This window comes from Wolbachia pipientis (assembly GCA_023052945.1).
Lineage (GTDB): Bacteria > Pseudomonadota > Alphaproteobacteria > Rickettsiales > Anaplasmataceae > Wolbachia.
This window is the reverse complement of sequence record CP095495.1, coordinates 41,865-62,024: the sequence shown is the minus strand read 5'-3', so window position 1 is coordinate 62,024 and position 20,160 is coordinate 41,865. Positions and strand designations below refer to the sequence as shown.

Genomic DNA, 20,160 nt, shown 5'->3' with positions numbered 1-20,160 from the left:
AAAATTCTGTCATCTTATGGTCAAACTATTACTATTTGCTGTCACAGAATTTATATTGAACATTTTTAACAATTTATTAATCATTCCCATATATTATTATACTATTAGCAGTTCATATCAAAACATTAATAATGAGTAGCTCTACATCAGAAGAAAAGAAAAATCCAGTAGTTGCGCTAAAAGCTCAGGCAGAGAAGTTTAATTTTAGTATGTTAAGAGCTGATAAAAACAATAAGTCAGCAACCACTGGTGAACAGATGTATAAAGATTTTCGAAGAATGAGATTTGTTATTAACGGCAAAAGTCTGGACGAAACTTTAATTGGTGCATTAATAGAAGGAGCTAAGCAACGTAATCTTGATGAAGCTTGGGATGAACATTATGCAGATCAAGAGATACCTGGCGATAAAAAAACTGACCAGTATAAAGAGAGTTTTAAGGAATTTTATAATTTAGGCAAAAAGCACATTCATCTATTACCAAAAGAAGGAGATGAAAACAAGAATTATCGCCCAATTGCAAAAGAAATTTTCAAGGAAATGTTCGGATATGGCGGAGCAAAAGTTCCAAGTGATTCTATTTTAGAAGAGTTAATCACCAGCTGTAACCAACTTGGTTATGAGGGTAATTTGTCTTTTTACGTTGATACACCTGCGTTAGGAAGCCATGGCCTCTCAACTGGGGTTCTCAAGAAAACAATAAATATCAACTGCACTGAATCAAGTTATATAAAAATTGAATCTAAAATATCTACATTTGTATTAGATCCTAACAAGACAATTGGATATAAAAGCGCAAAAGATGCAGCTATAGCTACTATACAAAGTTCAATCAGATTCGCACTTGAGTCTCAGGATGGAAAAGATGATGTAACATATAAAGATGGCAAATTGTCACTCACTGTTCCTAAGAGACTGAGGGACTATAATATGGGTGATAAAAACTTGTTTGATATCATAAAAGAATGCTTTCAAAAATTGTGCGAAAAATTTGGATTTTTTAAAATAAAAATAGGGCATGAATTGGATAAGCAACCGAAAGTGAACAACCATCTGGAAAGTGTAGAACCTCCTGTCCATAGCAATGAACATGGAAATACACCCTAAAACTAATAATCAAAATATCCCAAATTCTGTCAATTTGCTTGCACAGTCAATTACTTCAGCATTTGGAAATTGATTTTTAAACCAAGTATACTGACGTTTCGCGTAGTGTCTTGTGTTTGTTTGGGCAATTTGTATCGCCTCATCTAAATTGAGCTCACCTTTTAAGTACTTTATAATTTCTGGCACTCCATGTGCTTTCATAGCTGGCAAATGTGGAGCTAAGTTCATACTAAGTAGCTTTTTTACTTCATCAATTGCTCCATTTTCGATCATTTTGATAAAACGAGAATTTATTTTTTGGTATACATCATCACGTTTAGGCAAAATTGTATATATCTTAAAATTATTGAATAAAGGAGGCTGTCTATTTTCTTGCCATACAAAGATTGTCTTACCAGTTTCAGTGATAATTTCAAGTGCCCTTGAAAGGCGGTGCGAGTCATTCATGAATACTTTACCTTGAATCCTTGGATCTTTGCTTAGCACTAATTTGTAAAACTCCTCTTTACTTACATTTTTCCTTAATTCGCTTACATTTTTCCTTACTTTCTGACTTATTTGTGGCATTGATGATAAGCCCTTGATTAAGCTGCTGATATAAAGCCCACTTCCTCCAGTGATGATAGGTATTTGTGAATTCTCCAGAGCATTATTGACTTCCTTTTTCAAGTCTTCTAACCACAAACCCACGGAATAATTTTCTTTTGCTGCAACATAACCATACAGTTTATAGAACTCTTCTTGCTTTGGTGGTTGAGCGGTAGTTATGGGAATTTCTTTATATACTTGCTTTGAGTCGCAGTTTATTATGCTAATACTTCCATGCTTTTTTATCAGGTTATTGCATAATTCCGATTTACCTGAGGCTGTAATCCCTGTAATAATTACTATATTATTTTTCATTTATATTAATTTAATTAACATATGATAGAGTGTAGTAAAAATTTGGGTCCTACAATCTAAAGTTTGGAGATTTTTATGGCAGAAAACAACGACAATAATTCATTTATTAAGCGTTTCACAAACAGGACTACTGGCGGTACAGGGGAAGGTTTTTCCAGTAAGTATTCGTCTCAAAACACCAAAGGACGGGCATTAGGGGAAAAAGGGAAAATTTCTGAATTAGCAAACAAAAAAACCGAATCCAAGGAAGCTTTTTCTGAAAGTGGCGGCATAAAAAGTAAAAGCAGAACTGTCAATGAAAGATCTTTTGCTGATGCAACAAAAAGAAGTAGGTCAGATCTTATATATTTAGTCCGTGGTAAAGATCGTGGAAAATCAGCGTGGCATTATGTATTAGTTGATAAAGAGAAAAGAGAAATGTTTCTAGCAAAAAGCAGAACTGGCTCTATAGATGTTGCAGACTATGGGGAGATTTTGTATTCAGGATGGGGAGAGGATCCACCACAGGCAATAGTTGATAAAGTCAATGAAGAGTTTGGGTTGTAGCAAATCTGCATCCACGTTTACAAAAACTAGCTAGTTACTATATAAGATACAATGCAACAAAGCTGATTTAGTTGTTATGAATAAGTTTTTAGCTATATGGTATCTAAAATAATAAATGCAATACAGAACAACTTGTTAGTGTGTTTTCCAACAGAAACAGTGTATGCTCTTGCTTGTAATGCATTAAATAATGAATCTATAGGAAAAATATATCAGATAAAGAAACGCTCTCAAAATAAACCACTGTCTATATTTGTTAGTGATATTTGCAGCTTGATGAGAATAGCAAAGCTAGAGAAAAAGTATATTGGTTTAGTAAATCACTTTTCTCCTGGACCGATTACCTATATTTTACCACTTAAAAACAATAATATATTGCCAAACGAATTCTTTAAAGATAGCATAGGCATCAGGATTCCTAAGCATCCTATTGCAACTTCAATATTAAATGAACTGAAAGTTCCAATAGTTGCAACTAGTATAAATATTTCAGGAAAAAAAGTGTATGTAAGGCAGACGATATACCACAATCGATTAAGCAACATTTATCTGCAGTGATTGAAGATGATGAAGTAGTTTCTGGTATAGAATCTACTATTATTGACTTAACCGAAGATAAGATTAAGGTTTTAAGGGAAGGTACAATTTTATTACAAGCAGTAGCCAATGCATTTTCAAACTAAGATCTATAGGAGAAAGAATGAAAAAAGTAATAGGTCACAACCAGGCCAAAAAAATTAATGAACAACTTATCTGTTCAGTCTTGGCTGATCTGTGGTAAAAAAGGTATAGGAAAAGCAACACTTGCAAAATCCTTCTCCAATTGGTTACTCATAAAAAACTCTAGACCTCTCTCGAAACTTGTTTATGGTGAGAAATCTTTAGGAGAAGCACAGATGAGCACCACAGAATACTTGAGTGTGTTTGAGGAGCGCAAGCAAGCTTCGACGACAAAATTGCCATCAGAAATCGAGTTTCGGGAGCGGTCTTATGATGAAGTAGCGTTGGACTTACACCTTATTGAAGGTGATACTATCGGAATAGAAAAAGTCAGAGAAATGAAAAACTTTCTACACTTAAGTCCCATTCAATCAGAACACAAAATAGCTATAATAGATAGCTTAGAGGTAATGACTAATAACGCTAAAAACGCAATATTGAAGATATTAGAAGAGCCGCCAAAAAATTCCAAGATATTTATAATTAGCCATAAGCCATATGATATACAAACCACTATCTGGTGTAGGTGTTTCCAGTTAAATTTACTTCCATTAACTTATGACGAAACAAAGCAAGTTGCTTCATCTCAATGTAAATTTGATGATCAAACGTTTGACGAAATGATTACTTTATTTCCTGGAACGCCAGGAATGATAATAAATGCAATAAGTAGTGATGCTTATGAAGCATATAAATGCTTCTATAAATTTCTTCATGATTTAAAGAATCCCAGTATGATTAATAAAGTAATTAATAGCGAAATCGAACTAGAATTAGCATCATATATAATTCAGGCCTTCATTTTAGAAAGCATAAAGAGAGAGGTAAATGATGTTGAAATTTTGCTAAGTCAGTGGAAAAAAATAGATGAACTTTTCGTTGTTGCTAAGCAACTTCACTTAGATAAAAAGCATGTTTTAGCTAATGTAGTTAATATCATGACATAAGTTTACAAAGTATAATACTTTTAACATAAATTCATGATAAAATTCTGTTAATTTAATACTCGAAGTATATAATTTGACTGATAATAAATTAACTGTATGGCAATCAATAGAAGTTTTGACGAAAGCCATACTAAACATGCAGAAAGAATTAAGTTCAATCAAGAATATAGCTTTAGACCAGGACGTCACCTTAGAAAAAGGAAAGGAGTTGTTAAGCGGCATTTATGAAGCAAATTTTAAGCTAAACAAGGCAATCAATATAGCTACTTTGCCAAAAGTTGGCTATCATATGCTAAATGGTGAGCTTATTGTACGTAATCATATCACGGAAGAGGAAGTAAAGATTCCTAGAGATTTTCATTACCTTAAAGTCATTAAATCCGATCTTGATGATTATAAATTAACGTTTTGTAATTTTTTAGGTAATGAGTTTTTTGAATATAAAAAGTATGATCCACAATATTCTGGCGTTTCAGATGAATATAAGCTTGTGGATTTTGGTAGTGTAAAAAAGACTCATAATCTAAAATTTAAGGAATACGTTGGTCATGCACCTAAGTTTTTTGCTGCGGAAGGGACTATTGAGCCTGGATCTCAAAACCATGTGATTGATCTATTTAGGCTAGTCAAAAGTGGTAAAGTGGGAGCCCTTGCTGATGAATTTGGTTATTTTGATGATCAAAATAAATTACATTATTATAATTATCACAAAAGTGCTGAAAGTAATATTTACAATCCTGAAAATTTCAGTGTAAAAATGATAAACATAGATGTGAGCAAAGTCGATAAATTCTACCTTATTGCGGAACAAGGTGATATAATCATTCATCCTGTTTTGGAAAATTTAGACATATTTTAAAGTTTTTTAGAGTTATTGTTATTATAATTGGGTTTGGTAGCATTGTGTTATGGAAGATAAATTGCTTGAATCAGTAAAAAACAAAAGTTATTTCAGTAAAGCAGTCGAATGGTACTGCCATAGGTATCTGTTTTGTGTAGCAGAAAGATCTTGGATGGCATTAATAGTATCGCTTCTCCTAGTATGCTTATGTTTATTAACATTAAACATATACCTGTTATTTCCTATTAAAAAAGATTTAAATTTTGTGAAGTATATGAACCACACAGAAGATGAGTTCTCTGCAATGCATAAGCTTAGTTTCAGTAAAAAGGAAGATGAATACACTTCCACAGCGAGGTACTTAATAAGTAAATATATTGAAATATATGAGTCCATTAATATCGTTGAACCAAAGTACCAAGAAAATTTTATAAGAAACAATTCTATACATAAAGTCTATCAAGGCTTTCAGGAAAAAATGAATAGTGAAGCTGTTTCATCTAAAAAAAAGAGCGTTAACGTAAATGTAATAAAGTTATTTATTGACCGATCGATCAAGGACCTAGTTACATTTGCTGGAAATGCTACTGTAATTTTTACAACTGCGCAAAATAAGGAGGATACTGTGGAGATTAGCTTCACTTTGTCGAATATAAAAGCAACTCTGGCTGGTATAATACCATTTAAATTTATTGTTAATGGTTATAAATACAGATTTTAAAATATTACTTGGTAGCTAAAAAAAATAACTAAAGTGCATGTAGCAGTGATAACTGGAGGTAAAACTAGAAGAATTGGCGTTTTTTTAATAAAGTAATTCTGAGAAGGTTTTAAGAAAAAGGCATTGTAAATTATCGGTAAAAAGTACAGAGCGTTAAGTATAGTGCTAACAATTAACACTAGAGTTACAAACACAGAAAGTATTACATTGCCAGAGTTGAAAACAGCTTGAAAAATGAGAAATTTACCCCAAAAAGTTGGAGCAGGCGGCACCCCTATCATAGACAATGCACCTATAGCAAATGCTGTCATGCTAATTGGCATACTGCGTCCTATACCATGAATCTTATCTATATATTTCTCACCTGTTTTCGTTATTATTGCTCCGGCAATGAAAAACAAAGTGATTTTTGCAAATGCGTGGCAAACTAATTGAAAAATTGCAACCCTCATGCTGAGCTCACTAAAAATTGAAGCAAATAATATAATATACGACAATTGAGAGATGGTAGAGTAAGCAAGCAATTTCTTTAATTCTTTTTGCTTTAATGCAATCAATGATGCGGTAATAATAGTAAATCCAGCAGCGTACGGAAGCCACCCTCCAGCGAACCAATTTTGCTGCACAAAACGTTGCATGTTATCGACGCCGAAAGTGTATAATATAACTTTTATGATGATGAAAACTCCGGATTTCACAACAGCAACAGCATGTAATAGTGCACTCACAGGAGTTGGTGCAACCATTGCTTTTGGTAACCAAAAATGCATTGGCATTAATGCAGCTTTTCCTATTCCATAAATCAGCATAGCAAAACATACTGCAATGAAAGTGATGAGTGAAGTATCAAATTTGAATATTCCACCACTTACAAAGTCTAAAGTATGAAATTCATTATATAAAAGGCCTATTGCAGGAAAAAATAATACCAAAGAGGAGAAAAATAGCACGCCAAAGTAATAGCGCCCTGCAATCATTGATTCATTTGTTGAGTTGTAAGTAACCAGAGGGTATGTACTAATAGTTAGAAGCTCATAAAAAACAAATGTAGTGAGCAAATCTCCAGAAAAAGCAATAAACATTGCATAGCTAATCGATATTGAAAAAAAGCATAGAAAACTTGAGCGATTGCTATTAGCATAGTTATTCTGCATATAACATATTGCATATATACTGGTTAGTGTCCATAAAAACGATATTAATAAACTGAATATTACTCCGGTAGACTCTAGCTTTAAACTAATGTGCAAATTATTACCAAAATCCATGAGAATAAATTGAGAATGATCACCATATACCAAATATAAAGTGCATAGAGATGTATACACAAACAGAAGCATAGAAGAAGCAACAGTAACGCTACTGCTTACTTTTGGCCATTTACTAGTAAAAAAAATAGCTAACGCACTTAAAAGTGGGGTCAATGCAGTAATTAATAAATAATTCTCAGTAATAAAAAATGGTAAGAAAAGATACGTTAACATTAAATTTTCTGCTTAGGTAAAGCTAGAATTATACTCAAATCATAGAAAAACTGCTATGTTTTTTTGATAAACTAGTTATTTGTGCATGCTATAGCTATACCGCCGCGGTATCTCTAGATCCCGCTAACAAGTAGCGGGATGACGAGCTTATCGTCATGCTGCCGCGAACCGTCATACCGTCACGGTATCTCTTAGCCGCTAACAAGTAGCGGGATGACGGTTTTTCAAATTATCGTAAGTCAGTTTAGCTATATAGATAGCATAAAGTCAACTGCATAAATTGAAACAATATCTGCTAGACGCAAATTATAATAAATGCAATAGCGTAATCTCCATCGTCACTTAAAGAAAGGTGAATCTTGTAGTCCTTTGAGATGAAATCCTTTCTGACAGCAATATATGGTTTTCCTCTTACATCGCTGTATATTTCTATATCTTTCATTGTAATATCCTGACCACTGCCTAGTGCTTTAATAAAAGCCTCCTTTGCTGCAAAGCGTTTAGCAAAATGCCTTGCTCGCATTTCTTGACTATTATACTTTCTACTTAGCTCTATTTCTTTTTCAGTGTAGATTCTATTGAGAAATTTTTCCCCGTATTTTTGTAATATCCTCGATACTCTTGGTATATATACTATGTCAGTGCCGATACCACGTATCATTTTGTGCTAAAGTGATTTATTACTTCTTCAATCTGCATTTCCTTTACCTCTCCAGTTGCTCTATTTTTTACTTCAACTATGTTTTCACTTACCGCTTTCTTTCCGACAATTATTTGCCACGGCAAGCCTATCAGATCCATTCTGGCAAATTTTACTCCTATACTTCCTTCCGTATCATCGTAAAGCACTTCATCGCTCTTCAAAGCTTTGTATATTTTATCTGCAGTCTCCGTTACTTTCGTTTGTAAATTGATTAAACCAATTCTGAAAGGAGCTACCGCTTCTGGCCAGATAATTCCCTTATCATCATGAAAAGCTTCTATTATTGCACCGACAAGCCTTGAAACCCCAATGCCATACGAACCCATATGCATGTTGACATTTTTTCCATCTTGAGAAGTAACACTTGCCTTCATAGGCTTTGAGTATTTGTTGCCAAAATAAAAAATATGCCCTATTTCAATACCTTTACTAACATTTAACTGCTCTTGCGGCACAAGGCAGGTTTTAGGGTCGTGCATATCATCTGCAACTGCATATATATTCTTCAAACTTTCAACATCTTCACTTTCCAGTAGTTCAGAAAATTTATTGTCATAATATAAAGTGCTCTCACCAGTGTTTGCCAATATATGAAACTCGTGACTCAAATTTCCTCCAATTGGCCCTGTATCCGCTCTCACTCCAATTGGAGTAAGCCCCATGCGTTTGAAGATTTTTATGTAAGTTTTGTACATCAAATTATATGAATTCAGTGCACCTTCGTAATCTACATCAAAACTGTATGCATCCTTCATCAGAAATTCCCTACCCCTCATAACACCATAACGTGGTCTTACCTCATCACGGAATTTCCACTGGATATGATACAAACAAAGTGGCAAATCTTTGTAACTTTTTACCACATCTCTAATTAGATCAGTTGCTACCTCCTCGTGCGTTGGCCTGAAAAGCATATCTTCCTCATGCCTATCCCTTATACATAGCATTTCCTTACCGTAATCATCGTAACGCCCTGATTCTTGCCAAAGATTTGCTGGTTGCACACAAGGCATTAACACTTCAATAGCGCCAGATTTATCCATTTCATCTCTGATAATGTTTTCAATATTTTTAAGCACTAAAAGACCAAGCGGCAACCACGTATAGATGCCAGATGCTATCTGCTTTATTAAACCTGCACGCAAAGAATATTGATGGGAGATAATTTTAGCATGGGCAGGCTTTTCCTTTAGAGTTGGCAGATAATATTTAGATAAGCGCATTTAATAAATCTGATTGTACTAAGTAATCTTAATACAATCAGATCTATAGGTAAACTTATTTTGAAGGATTTGGGACACCTCCTATTGAATCAAAGAATTTTCTGCGGTCCTTGATAGAAGAAGTAGATGGGTCTTGCACCTTATTATCCACTGGGTTAACATTATTCACTTGTACTGCAGAAGGTGAATCAACACGAGAATCTGGCAGTACCGGTGACTCCTCTGTCTTTTGTTCAGGATGTACCGGAGATATGGCTCTAAATCCTGCATTATCTCCATAACCACTGTCAGGACTTTCTCTTTCATTGTCTGGTTGGAAATTTAAAGGCTCATTTTTGCAATTTCTCAGTTCCTCATCAAAATCTGTTTCATAGTCGGCCTCTATAGATGCATCTGCTTGGGCAGAGACAAAACTTTGCTTATCCTATTCCTTGTCTTCATTACTACTCCAACCATTCGAGTCAGACGGGCTAGACAAATTACTATCTAAAGATGGGGATATACTCTTTCTCCTCTCAAGAAGCGTGTGTCTTATCGCATTGCCAACAAGACTATTTCCTTGACTACTTTGTTGCTGTTGATCTCCCTTACTGCCTAGATTTTTTGCTGCCTGTTCTTATCACGCTCTTCCTTATTCCCCCCGAACTTTTTTGCTACCTGTTTCTCGAACCACTTATCATGCTCTTCCTTACTCCCGAGCTTTTTTCCTTGTCTAATTGATTAAGCATAGCATCACGATCACTATCAGCTTTTTTTGACAAAGGAGTTCCATTTGAACTTGGAGCAGGCGGTAGAGGCGGAGGAGGTGGCGGTGATACACTGACACTTGAACTTGGTTGCGTTTCAAACATTACTGAAGGTGGTGAAGAAGCAGCATCTTTAAGATTAAGCTCCTCTGCTTTAATCTTTTCATCATCTAACTTACGAGGATCTAGCATATTATCTGCATTATTTTTCACTTGTGCTTTTTTGTATAGAGAGCTCTCTTTAAGATTCGATTGTAATGTGTACTGCATAGGTACCTTAGGTGGACTACTTTTTGATGCAGCATTAACAGGAGGTTCTTCATCAGTAGTATTAGCACTATTTTTTCGAGCAGCACTACTTAGTGGAGGCGGAGGTGGTGGTAGAGAAGAAGGTGATGAATTTTTTGATGCATTTGTATCATTTAATTTACCGTTCGAACCAACTTCAGTTGATTTATTTATTGGCTGTTCTCCATCAGAAGCTGCTTTTTCCTTATCACCAGCTCTAGAAACGGCCAGTCTAATAAGACATATCACTGAAACCAGTGTAACAATAGCAGAAACAGCAAAAATTGCTAAAGGAACTGCTTCAATTTCACCAGAACCAGAAACTGCTGCAATAACATAAGGAAGATGTATATAAATTGCAACGGCAGATACACATAATGATAAAGCAGCAATTGAAATTTTAAGGTTAGACGTAGACATTTTTCACCTCATTAACCAATACACTATTAATAATAACTGGATTATCAATAGTGTCAATAATTAATTATGAAAGATAAAGTTGCAATTTGAATAGATAAGCTATAAGTAATATACGATCAGCAATAGCTATACAATAGACTTCTCCTAAGAAACTCACTCAACTAACTCTTCTTGTTGAACTAATATGTAGCCAAATTCGCTCGCTTTTTTGATCAAATTTTTTACAGTTCTATCTTTATAGCGTGTTTCATAGTATTCCATTCCTTTTTCTACATATTCCTGTCCGTATTTGAGCATACTATAAAATATGCATGCCATTTTTCTTGCAGTAGCTGTTATTGCTTTTGGTGCTCCTAGTCGTTTTTTCAATCTTCTGTAGTATGCACCCAACGCACTTTTACTATTTCCTACAGAATGAGCAGCTATTCGCAAAGCATTTGCAGCACGGTTAATGACTTTACGTGTTCTTGTGTTAAACACTTTTTCCCCTGTAACTTTATTAGCAGGACTGAGTCCCAACCACGATGAAAAGTGCTTTTCTGTTGGCCATTTACTATGGTTTATACCAACTTCTGAAATTATGGTTTGTATACTTAATACATCAAATCCAGGAATTTTAGTGAAATCCATACCAGTTATTCGGTGCAGTTCCTCATACAAAGCAAAGCTTGGCTTACTTTTGCTATTTTTATTCTTTTGCTTACTTAGGCTGTTTGCTTTCACAAGACTTTGTTTCAAACGTTTTATAATAGGCTTCAATATTTCTATCACATTCTGCTATTTTTTCTTGATAAATATTATATAGTTCAAATTCTTGCTTTAGCGTGAATAAGTGTTCCTCTCTATAGTCACCAGCTAACGCTTTTGCAATAGTAGACTGATCATTTTTCATTCGCACGTCCCTGAATTCTGCCAATTTTTCAGAATCTCTTTCGCCTTCAATTATAGTTTCAATGATTTTCATACCAGTTATCCCAGTAATATGACTAATAACCTTGTGTAATTGTATATTCATTTGAATTAATGCCTTCTGCATACGCAGAATATGTGTAGATGCACTTTCAGTGAGATTTTTGCGTTGCCGCACGTAACTGCGCAATACACACATCTGATTATCTGGCCTAAACGACCCATGAAGCAGTCCGTAGCTATGCAGTTGTTGGAGCCATTGGCAATCTTGAACGTCAGACTTCCTACCAGGTACATTCTTTACATGCCGTGCATTTTACCTCGAATTTGTATGACTCAAGTATTTGAAATAAAGGAATCCAATATACTCCTGTTGATTCCATAGCTACTGTTGTAACTTTACACTTTTTCAACCACTGTGCTAAGTTATGAAGGTCTTCAGTAAAGCAGCCAAATTTCTGAACGCGTTCTTCCTTCAGGTACACACACATAGTGTACAGCTGAACCAATGTCTATTCCTGCTGCATTAGGATTCACTATTTCTAATTTACTTTTTGCTTTTTTCATGGTAACCCCTACATATAATTTGTAATAGGGAAACGCTTCAGCTTGGAACGGTTGATAGTACAATCTCCTAACCGAGGTAGTCTAAATGACTCCATCAATGATTTGACCGTTCCTTCCAAAGCCATGCTTGCATACGGGCACTTAGGCACCATTGAAAATGTCGGTCATAACTGCAAAGGCGCTCCCTGTACAACTATACTTGAAAACTACTAAAAACTTAAATTTGTGTGTTTCTTTCTGATTTGACAGATTTCGTCTGTTCGATGCTTGCATAATCCAAACTAAGTAGAAAAAAGGTATAGCTAACACGTAGCGGGATGACGATTGTCAGGCCAGCGCCTCTATGATGTCATCCCAGTCTGGGATCCAGGAATTTTATTAAGTATAAAAGTAGCCGTTTTATGTTAAAATATAACGTTTTGATGATTATGAAAAAGTTGGATTCCAGACTGGAATGACAGCAGTTCTACGTCATACCGCCGCGGTATCTCTTAGCCGCTAACAAGCAGCAGACCGTCATACCGCGATTCATTCGCGGTATCTCAGCCGCTAACAAGAGATCCCGCTAACACGTAGCGGGATGACGGTTGTCGGTAGGCCTAAATTACTTTAGCCATAAATATTTAAGAAATTCACCAAACGAAAAAAAAGGCAAAAGAAGCCCTAGTCATTGTCTATTTTCAGTATTGGCGTTTTTTAAGTCTTAAACGCTGCAATTTAGCTGCTTTTAAACGGCAACTAACCTTAGCTTTAATATTTAAGAAATTTACTAGGCAGAAAAAAAGGCATAGAAAACCCGTGGTAGCTAGTTATTACACTCTCTATTTTAAAATTTGACGTTGGGTGATGTCTTGAACGCTTTATAAGCGCGCTTCAGCTTATGTAGGTAAAAACCTAGAAATTTTATAAAGACATACGGTGCACATAGTGCAAAAAATTAAACAATAGTACGCCAAATACAAGTTTTCTTGTCATTTTAATCTGCTGCAGAGATTGCGAAGTTAAATAAAATAGCTTCACTTTCATGACAAGGGGGCTGGTGGAGTTTGTCAAGTAAGTTTTTTCGTTTCTACTGAATGACAGTTGTAGCATATGCAAGAAGTCTATTGAAATCGCGTATATCAATCGTTGTAAAATCACACAATTGCTCTGTAGAGCTATGCCCTGTAATAATTACTATACCATTTTGCTCAGAGCGTATTGAGATTAGGTTCAGCACTAATTCACACATTGCACTATCAAGATTACAAAATGGTTCATCTATCAGCCAAACGTTTGCATTAGAAATCAAGAGGCGAGCAAGCGCAACTCTTCTTTTCCAGCCTGCAGAAAGTTTGCCATATCTAATATTAAGTACAGATTGCAATTTCAAGCAACAAATAGCTGCCACAATCAGTTCTCTAGTATTTCGTATTCCTGCCCAGAATTCTATGTTTTGAGTAACAGTTAAGCTATCCTTGCAGGCATTCTTATGGCCTATATAGACCATAGAAGGTATATAGGATTTTGGATCATCATATATGTCTTTTCCGCAGTACCTTATATTGCCTGATACCGGCGGTAAAAGTCCAGATAAACTTCTAATTAAGCTGGTTTTACCACTACCATTTGGACCAGTGATTAGAATCTTTGATTTTGGCTCAGCTTTAAAACCGAGATGTTTAAATAATACTTTGTTATTACGAGCGCAGGATAAATTTTCACATTCGAGCATGAATTATCTGCCCTTCCCCTTATGTTTACCTTGAGTTGAAGCCTGAGCTTTTACAAACAGCTCCCAAAATCCTTTCTGTCCGCCTTCTCTATGTATTAATTGTGCAAAACGCTGCATTAAACCATTACCCATCATAACCATCTTTGTCCATTTACCTACCGGTTTTGCTATGTCAACTATTTCTGAATCTTCTTTATAAACTTGCACATCTTTTTGTTTCTCGCGTAGCGTTTCTTGTTGTTTCAGCAACTCTTTTTGCTTATTTTTTTGATATAATTCATTGAATTTTCTGTCTTCTTCCCACTCTTCTTTAAAAACTTTTCTAGGAAATATGATTTTTCTAATGCGATTTTTGTATATTTTTCTCAAAAAGAGAAATACTACAGCGACAGCAAGTAACGTTATGCTATATATTATGATCTGTGCAAGTGGCATTTCCTGTATCTAATTCATTAAAAATACCCTTACTATTATACCATAATTATAGAAATTGTGCAATTTTTGTGTGAGTGAAGACAGCATAAAAGCAACACTACCCTATTTTGAAAATTGGACAAATATCTGACGAATGGGCTTGTATGCAGTAAGGTTTATTTCTATACTTCTTAAAGAATTTAGAAGTGAAACAAATATGAACTGCTATAAAACTCACACGTGTAATGAATTAAGGAAGAATGATGTAGGAAAGGAAGTTACCCTCTCTGGATGGTTATACCGTAAGCGCGATCACGGTAACCTAATCTTTGTTGATTTAAGAGATTTTCATGGGATTACTCAGCTAGTGTTCAATAATGACAAGGACTTTTTTAATGAAATTTCAAATTTAAAATCAGAAAGTGTGATTACTGTTACAGGGTTAGTTGAAGCTAGAACTGAAGATACGGTAAACAGCTCTATCGCAACCGGGAAAATTGAGGTTGTAGTTAGCAATTTACACGTTGAGTCGGAAGTTGAGTTCCACCTTGATGAAGAAATAGCAAAAGAAGAAAGAAGTATGTTGGCAAGCATTACCGGCGAGCAAGAATACCCAGAAAACATGAGATTTAAATATCGATTTCTTGACTTAAGACGTGAAAAAGCCCGCAACAATATTATTTTGCGCTCACAAATTATTGCAGAGCTCCGCAAGCTCATGATAGAGCGAGGATTTTTAGAGATTCAAACTCCAATACTCACTGCTTCCTCTCCTGAAGGAGCACGCGACTACCTAGTGCCAAGCAGACTAAATCCTGGTAAATTCTATGCATTGCCGCAAGCTCCACAGATTTTTAAGCAATTGCTCATGGTTTCAGGGTTTGATAAATATTTTCAAATTGCACCGTGTTTCCGTGACGAAGACGCAAGGGCTGACCGTTCTCCGGGAGAGTTTTATCAGCTAGATCTTGAAATGTCTTTTGTGACTCAAGAAGACATCTTTCAGATTATTGAGTCTACCTTATATAAAGTGTTTGCTAAATTTTCTCGTAAGTCTGTCGATAAAGATTTTCCACGCATTACATACAAAGAGGCAATGCTTAAGTATGGTTCTGACAAGCCAGATTTGCGCAATCCACTATTAATCAGCGATGTTACAGAAATTTTCCGTGATTCAGGGTTCAATATTTTCAAAAGCAATATTGAGCGTGGTATGGTAGTCAGAGCCATCCCTGCACCTAAGACAGCAGAGGAACCACGCAGCTTCTTTGATAAAAAGATAGAACATGCGCAAAAAGAATTCGGTGCTAAGGGTCTTGGATATATAACGTTTGATAAAGATGGTACTGCGAAAGGCCCAATTGCTAAATTCCTCGATGACAATAGGCTAAATCACATAAGAGAAGTAACGAATGTAGGACCTGGAGATAGTGTGTTTTTTGCTTCTGACAAAGAGAATGAGGCAGCAACAATTGCAGGAAAAGTGCGCACTCTTTTAGGGTCAGAACTCAGTCTTATAGATGATAATATCTTCAAGTTCTGTTGGGTTATTGATTTTCCCTATTTTGTATATGACGATAAAAGTAAAAAAATCGATTTCTTTCATAATCCATTTTCTATGCCACACGGTGGTCTGAAAGATTTAGAGGAAAAGAATCCACTCGATATCCTTGCTTACCAATATGATCTCGTTTGTAATGGAATAGAACTGTCAAGCGGAGCGATTCGTAATAACAAGCTGGATATCATGTATAAGGCCTTTGCCATTGCAGGTTATAGCCGGGGAGAAGTCGATACAAAATTCGGCGCACTCGTACGTGCATTCAGGTTTGGCGTTCCTCCTCACGGCGGTATAGCACCAGGAGTTGATAGAATGGTTATGCTGCTTGCTGATGAGCCAAATATTCGTGAAGTAATCTGTTTTCCTATGAACCAGCAAGGTGAAGATGTTCTAATGGGTGCTCCTTCCAAGGTGGACAATAGACATTTACGTGAATTATCCTTGCAGGTTATTGACTGCAGTACACTAGATTATATTAAACTGAAAAACCATGAATAACATTCAAAAAGCAATACTGTCAGGCATAATCTGCAACATGATTGTATGGTATGAAATAACTCTTTTTGGGGCCTTAACACACACAATAAGTAGCATTTTTTTTCCATCAGAAAGTGATTACTTAAGCACAATCAAATTTCTTGGTACTTTCGCAGTTGGCTTTGGATTTAGACCACTTGGTGCATTCATTTTTGGCTACATTGGAGATAAATCTGGTAGAAGGAAAGTTTTACTTACTTCAGTGATATTAGTTTCAATACCATCTACTGTAATTGGAGTTATACCTGGCTATAAAGAAATAGGAATATTTTCTTCTATACTACTTCTATTATGTAGAATCATGCAAGGAATGGCAGCAGGTGGAGAAACGAGTATCAACTCAGCCTTTTTAATAGAGCATTCAAGCGATAAAAAAAATCTAGGTTTTTTAGGGAGTATGAAGCCTTTTAGCGGCGCGCTTGGTTCTATTATATGTTTTGTAATGATAGCTATTTGTAAAAAACTCACAGGTGAAAATTATGAAATTTGGGGCTGGAGATTGCCCTTCTATTTCTGCTCTATTATGGGCATAATAGGCTTTTTAACAAGATATATAATGCAAGAGAGCTTAGCATATAAAGTGCACGATCAAAATAAAAACTTATCTCATTCTCCATTTTTAGAATTAATCAGGGACTATAAAAAAGCATTTGTGATAGCAATTGGACTTGGTATAGCCCAAAATGCAATCGTTTATTCAGCAATCATGTTCTACAACATATCTGTAAAAGAACTTATTCTCTCAGGCATCAATATTAAAAATGTAGTAAGGATTATAGTTGAAATTACATTTGGAGCGTCTGCAGTGCTGTTTGCAATACTGTCTGATAAAGTTGGAAGAAAAAATGTAATGATTCCTACATTAGTAGCTTTAACTTGCGCCGGTTTGCCGGCACTTTCGCTATTATCATATGATAACCACTATATTGTAACGCTCACTTTTCTATTGATAAGCGTACCGATAGGTGCATCTTTTGGAATATATAATTCTCTTGTCTGTGAGTTGTTTCCAACAAAAGTTAGGTGCACAGGTTTTAGCCTAGCACATAATATATCCGCAGGAATTTTCGGTGGCCTTTCTCCATCCATATGCATGTGGCTTATAGAAAAAACTGAAACGAAATTTGCAGCAGGCATTTATCTTACTGCCTGCGCATTAATTAGCCTAATATCTGTGCTTCAAATCAAAGCCAAAGACAGAAAAGTTGATTGGTGAAATCGTTTCAGTCGAAAAATAGCACTTCAATAGACTTTTCAATGTGCTTAGGGATAGGAGCGGTAATAGTGATTTCTTTATTGCTTGGTAATTTTAAAGATAAAGAATGCGAATGAAGGTGAATTTTATTTGCTACCCCATTAATAAAAGCTTTTTTACCACCGTATTTACCGTCACCAAGAATAGGGCAATTTATATGAGCTAAATGTGCACGTAACTGATGGGTCCTGCCGGTAATTGGTTGTAATTTTAAATAAGCAACATTATGTTTTAACCTTGCTATAATTGAAAAATGCGTAGTGGCACTTTGAGGTGAGCCTTCATCAACGACCACTTTTTCTTGACCAGAAATATATTTTTTCACCAACGGATAATCTATTATTCCACTATCCTTGCTTGGCATGCCAGAAGTTAATGCTAAATAAGTTTTTTTTACCCTCCGTCCTTTAAATTCCTCCATAAGGTATCTGGCAACACTAGCATTGCGTGCGAATATTATCACTCCGCTCGTATCTCTATCTAGTCTATGGACAATTTTAAATATTTCTCCCTCTCTTATTTGGTCAAGCAAATCACTAATGCTAATCTTTACTTTTACGCCACCTTGAACAATGACCCCTGCGGGTTTGTTTATAGCTAGTATATATTCGTCTTCATATAATGTGTTCTCTCTTAGTAGATTCACTAACTTTTCATTATATTTGCGATCAGAATTAGCATTCTCAATATAATTCAAGTGCTTCAGCGTTATAGTTTGTCCAGAATTTACTCTATCACTAGACTTTGCTTTGCAATCATCAACTTCGATTAACCCTTTCCTTAAAGATTTTTCAATTACAGATTGCTTTAGATCAGGAAAGATTCTTCTGATGTACCTATCCAGCCTAACGTTATCGTCTTTTACTGATATGGTTTTTATATTCTCCATTACTTTACTTGGATGTATGCTAATATCAACTGTTTGCATGACATAAAATAAAGTATAGCACAAGATATAAACCCTTCGGCTACATGTGCTATTTATTTAGTAGATTAAATATGAAGTTTAAAACTCTGCTGTCAACTTTCTGCAAAACTAGTGAAAACCAAACTTGCTTAAAACCACTTAATTAGTTATAGTTATAAGTTTGAGATACAGTAAAATGATGGCTTTTATCCCTTTGATTATTTTTTTAATCTTGTACCTGGGAAGTGGTGCTTATTTTTCTTTTATCGGAACTGATAATCCACTTCATCAGGTTTCACCAGTAATCTGCTTATTACCAGCACTATTTTTTGCTGTCTCACGTGGTACAAATAAAATTCAGCATAACATCGATACTGTTATCGAGGGCATGGGTGACAAAAGCACTCTTACTATGTGTTTAATTTTTCTATTTTCTGGAGCATTTTCTGCGGTTACTCAATCAATTGGTAGCGCAGACACTGTTGCTAATTTAATTCTTAATTTTCTTCCAGCAAGATTACTGCTGCCAGGAGTATTTTTGGCTTCTGCTTTTATTTCAACTGCAATTGGCACATCTATGGGAGTTGTTGTGCTGATGGTACCTATAGCTGTTAATCTGGCAAAAAGTGGAGCTTTTGGCCTTGAAATAGGAACTGCAGCTGTGGTAGGTGGTGCCGTGTTTGGCGATAACCTTTCGATGATATCTGATACCACCATTGCATCTGTTTCTTCACAGGGAGCTTCAGCAAAAGATAAACTTAAAATAAACTCTAAGGTTGCATTTACTGCAGGTATTATAACACTCACCTATCTGGCAGTGATTTCAAGTAGTACAAAAATTATTTCTATATCAAATTTAGATTATTATTCTATAATAAAAATTATTCCTTATATTTCTTTAATAATCATGGGGCTGCTTGAAGTCACCACTTTAGTAACAATAACTGTAAACATAATTATTGCTGGTGTGCTAGGAATAGCTTTTTTTGACTATGCTATCATTCAATTTCCTCATGACGTGTATGACGGTTTCAAAAAAGTAACGGAAATAGTGATATTTGCGCTATTTGTTGGTGGTTTGAGCCATATAATGTACAAACAAGGTCAAAAAGCGTTGCATAAACTTATCGATGAAAGCAATATCACAAAAACTAAAGCTGAATTTGTGATAGCAGGAATTGCGTCTATGTTTACTACCTTAGTTGCCAATAATACCATTGCTATTTTACTAGGTGGTGGTATTGCAAAAAGGCTTGCACAAAAACACAGTATTGCGCCACACCGCAGCGCATACTTATTAGATGTTTTTGCTTGTGCTACAAAAGGCATCTTACCTTATGGTTCCCAACTATTGCTAGCAGGAAGTATAGCTTCTGTATCACCTGTTTCTTTATTAACAAAAGTATATTATTGCTTTATTCTAGCAGCAGTTACAATAGGCGAAATAATCGTCAACAGCAGAAAAGAGAAATGTTGTGCGGCTGCAACTTAGAGTTTCTCTTTTTTTTACCCATAAGGAACGGAATTACTTGACAAGCTTCGCCAGCCCCCTTATCATGAAAGTGAAGCTATTTATCTTCGCAATCTCTGCAGTGGATTAATGACAAAAAAACTTAATGTATTTGGCGTAAATCATGCTTAATTTTTT

The 20,160-nt window shown here is 35.3% G+C and carries 18 protein-coding genes and 1 pseudogene; 10 read left to right on the top strand and 9 right to left on the bottom strand.

The features are described from left to right. The first annotated feature begins 131 nt into the window (after positions 1 to 131). On the top strand, positions 132 to 1,106 hold the full coding sequence (locus tag MWH06_00275; protein UPA55154.1) for a hypothetical protein: 975 nt from the start codon (positions 132 to 134) through the stop codon (positions 1,104 to 1,106). A gap of 9 nt (positions 1,107 to 1,115) precedes the next feature. On the opposite strand, the gene miaA is transcribed toward MWH06_00275, so the two are convergent. Further along, a complete protein-coding gene (gene miaA / locus MWH06_00270; protein UPA55153.1) occupies positions 1,116 to 2,009 on the bottom strand; it encodes a tRNA (adenosine(37)-N6)-dimethylallyltransferase MiaA in 894 nt (297 codons plus the stop codon). Positions 2,010 to 2,084: 75 nt separating this feature from the next. Between miaA and MWH06_00265 the strand changes: the two genes are divergently transcribed. From MWH06_00265 to MWH06_00240, 6 genes are all read left to right on the top strand, one after another. After that, a complete protein-coding gene (locus MWH06_00265) occupies positions 2,085 to 2,555 on the top strand; it encodes a hypothetical protein (GenBank protein ID UPA55152.1) in 471 nt (156 codons plus the stop codon). A gap of 96 nt (positions 2,556 to 2,651) precedes the next feature. Further along, entirely contained in the window at positions 2,652 to 3,113 is a 462-nt protein-coding gene (locus MWH06_00260) for an L-threonylcarbamoyladenylate synthase (protein ID UPA55151.1), read from the top strand. Further along, positions 3,110 to 3,238 (top strand): hypothetical protein, encoded by a 129-nt coding sequence (locus MWH06_00255; GenBank protein UPA55150.1) that lies wholly within the window; start codon positions 3,110 to 3,112, stop codon positions 3,236 to 3,238. Before MWH06_00260 ends, MWH06_00255 begins: the two co-directional genes overlap by 4 nt. Before the next feature lie 57 nt (positions 3,239 to 3,295). Further along, a complete protein-coding gene (locus tag MWH06_00250; GenBank protein UPA55149.1) occupies positions 3,296 to 4,222 on the top strand; it encodes a DNA polymerase III subunit delta' in 927 nt (308 codons plus the stop codon). A 73-nt stretch (positions 4,223 to 4,295) separates the two neighbouring features. Then, positions 4,296 to 5,081, top strand: coding sequence for a hypothetical protein (locus tag MWH06_00245; GenBank protein ID UPA55148.1), 786 nt, complete (start codon positions 4,296 to 4,298; stop codon positions 5,079 to 5,081). A gap of 49 nt (positions 5,082 to 5,130) precedes the next feature. Next, a complete protein-coding gene (locus MWH06_00240) occupies positions 5,131 to 5,784 on the top strand; it encodes a VirB8/TrbF family protein (GenBank protein UPA55147.1) in 654 nt (217 codons plus the stop codon). Here MWH06_00240 and MWH06_00235 read toward each other — a convergent pair. The 7 genes and pseudogenes from MWH06_00235 to MWH06_00205 form a co-directional block, all read right to left on the bottom strand. Further along, positions 5,781 to 7,268, bottom strand: a complete 1,488-nt coding sequence (locus MWH06_00235) for a cation:proton antiporter (protein ID UPA55146.1) — start codon at positions 7,266 to 7,268, stop codon at positions 5,781 to 5,783. The genes MWH06_00240 and MWH06_00235 overlap by 4 nt on opposite strands. 295 nt (positions 7,269 to 7,563) lie before the next feature. Then, positions 7,564 to 7,929 (bottom strand): holo-[acyl-carrier-protein] synthase, encoded by a 366-nt coding sequence (locus tag MWH06_00230; GenBank protein ID UPA55145.1) that lies wholly within the window; start codon positions 7,927 to 7,929, stop codon positions 7,564 to 7,566. Next, positions 7,926 to 9,194, bottom strand: coding sequence for a proline--tRNA ligase (locus MWH06_00225; protein UPA55144.1), 1,269 nt, complete (start codon positions 9,192 to 9,194; stop codon positions 7,926 to 7,928). Before MWH06_00225 ends, MWH06_00230 begins: the two co-directional genes overlap by 4 nt. A gap of 653 nt (positions 9,195 to 9,847) precedes the next feature. Then, a complete protein-coding gene (locus MWH06_00220; protein UPA55143.1) occupies positions 9,848 to 10,648 on the bottom strand; it encodes a hypothetical protein in 801 nt (266 codons plus the stop codon). 153 nt (positions 10,649 to 10,801) lie between these two features. Continuing rightward, positions 10,802 to 12,124, bottom strand: a pseudogene (locus MWH06_00215) (IS110 family transposase). A gap of 1,069 nt (positions 12,125 to 13,193) precedes the next feature. After that, the gene (gene ccmA, locus MWH06_00210; protein ID UPA55142.1) at positions 13,194 to 13,838 is read right to left on the bottom strand and encodes a heme ABC exporter ATP-binding protein CcmA; all 645 of its coding nucleotides are present in this window, start codon (positions 13,836 to 13,838) and stop codon (positions 13,194 to 13,196) included. Between the two features lie 3 nt (positions 13,839 to 13,841). Next, positions 13,842 to 14,273 carry a hypothetical protein gene (locus MWH06_00205; GenBank protein ID UPA55141.1) on the bottom strand — a complete coding sequence of 144 codons (432 nt, stop codon included), beginning with the start codon at positions 14,271 to 14,273 and terminating at the stop codon, positions 13,842 to 13,844. Positions 14,274 to 14,469: 196 nt separating this feature from the next. Here MWH06_00205 and aspS point away from each other — a divergent pair, with 196 nt between their 5' ends. Both aspS and MWH06_00195 read left to right on the top strand, forming a co-directional pair. Continuing rightward, positions 14,470 to 16,311 (top strand): aspartate--tRNA ligase, encoded by a 1,842-nt coding sequence (aspS, locus tag MWH06_00200; protein ID UPA55140.1) that lies wholly within the window; start codon positions 14,470 to 14,472, stop codon positions 16,309 to 16,311. After that, positions 16,304 to 17,566 carry an MFS transporter gene (locus MWH06_00195; protein ID UPA55139.1) on the top strand — a complete coding sequence of 421 codons (1,263 nt, stop codon included), beginning with the start codon at positions 16,304 to 16,306 and terminating at the stop codon, positions 17,564 to 17,566. Before aspS ends, MWH06_00195 begins: the two co-directional genes overlap by 8 nt. A gap of 7 nt (positions 17,567 to 17,573) precedes the next feature. Here MWH06_00195 and MWH06_00190 read toward each other — a convergent pair whose 3' ends face one another. After that, on the bottom strand, positions 17,574 to 18,533 hold the full coding sequence (locus MWH06_00190; protein UPA55138.1) for an RluA family pseudouridine synthase: 960 nt from the start codon (positions 18,531 to 18,533) through the stop codon (positions 17,574 to 17,576). Between the two features lie 175 nt (positions 18,534 to 18,708). Between MWH06_00190 and MWH06_00185 the strand changes: the two genes are divergently transcribed. After that, a complete protein-coding gene (locus MWH06_00185) occupies positions 18,709 to 20,004 on the top strand; it encodes a sodium:proton antiporter (protein UPA55787.1) in 1,296 nt (431 codons plus the stop codon). Positions 20,005 to 20,160 lie beyond the last annotated feature (156 nt).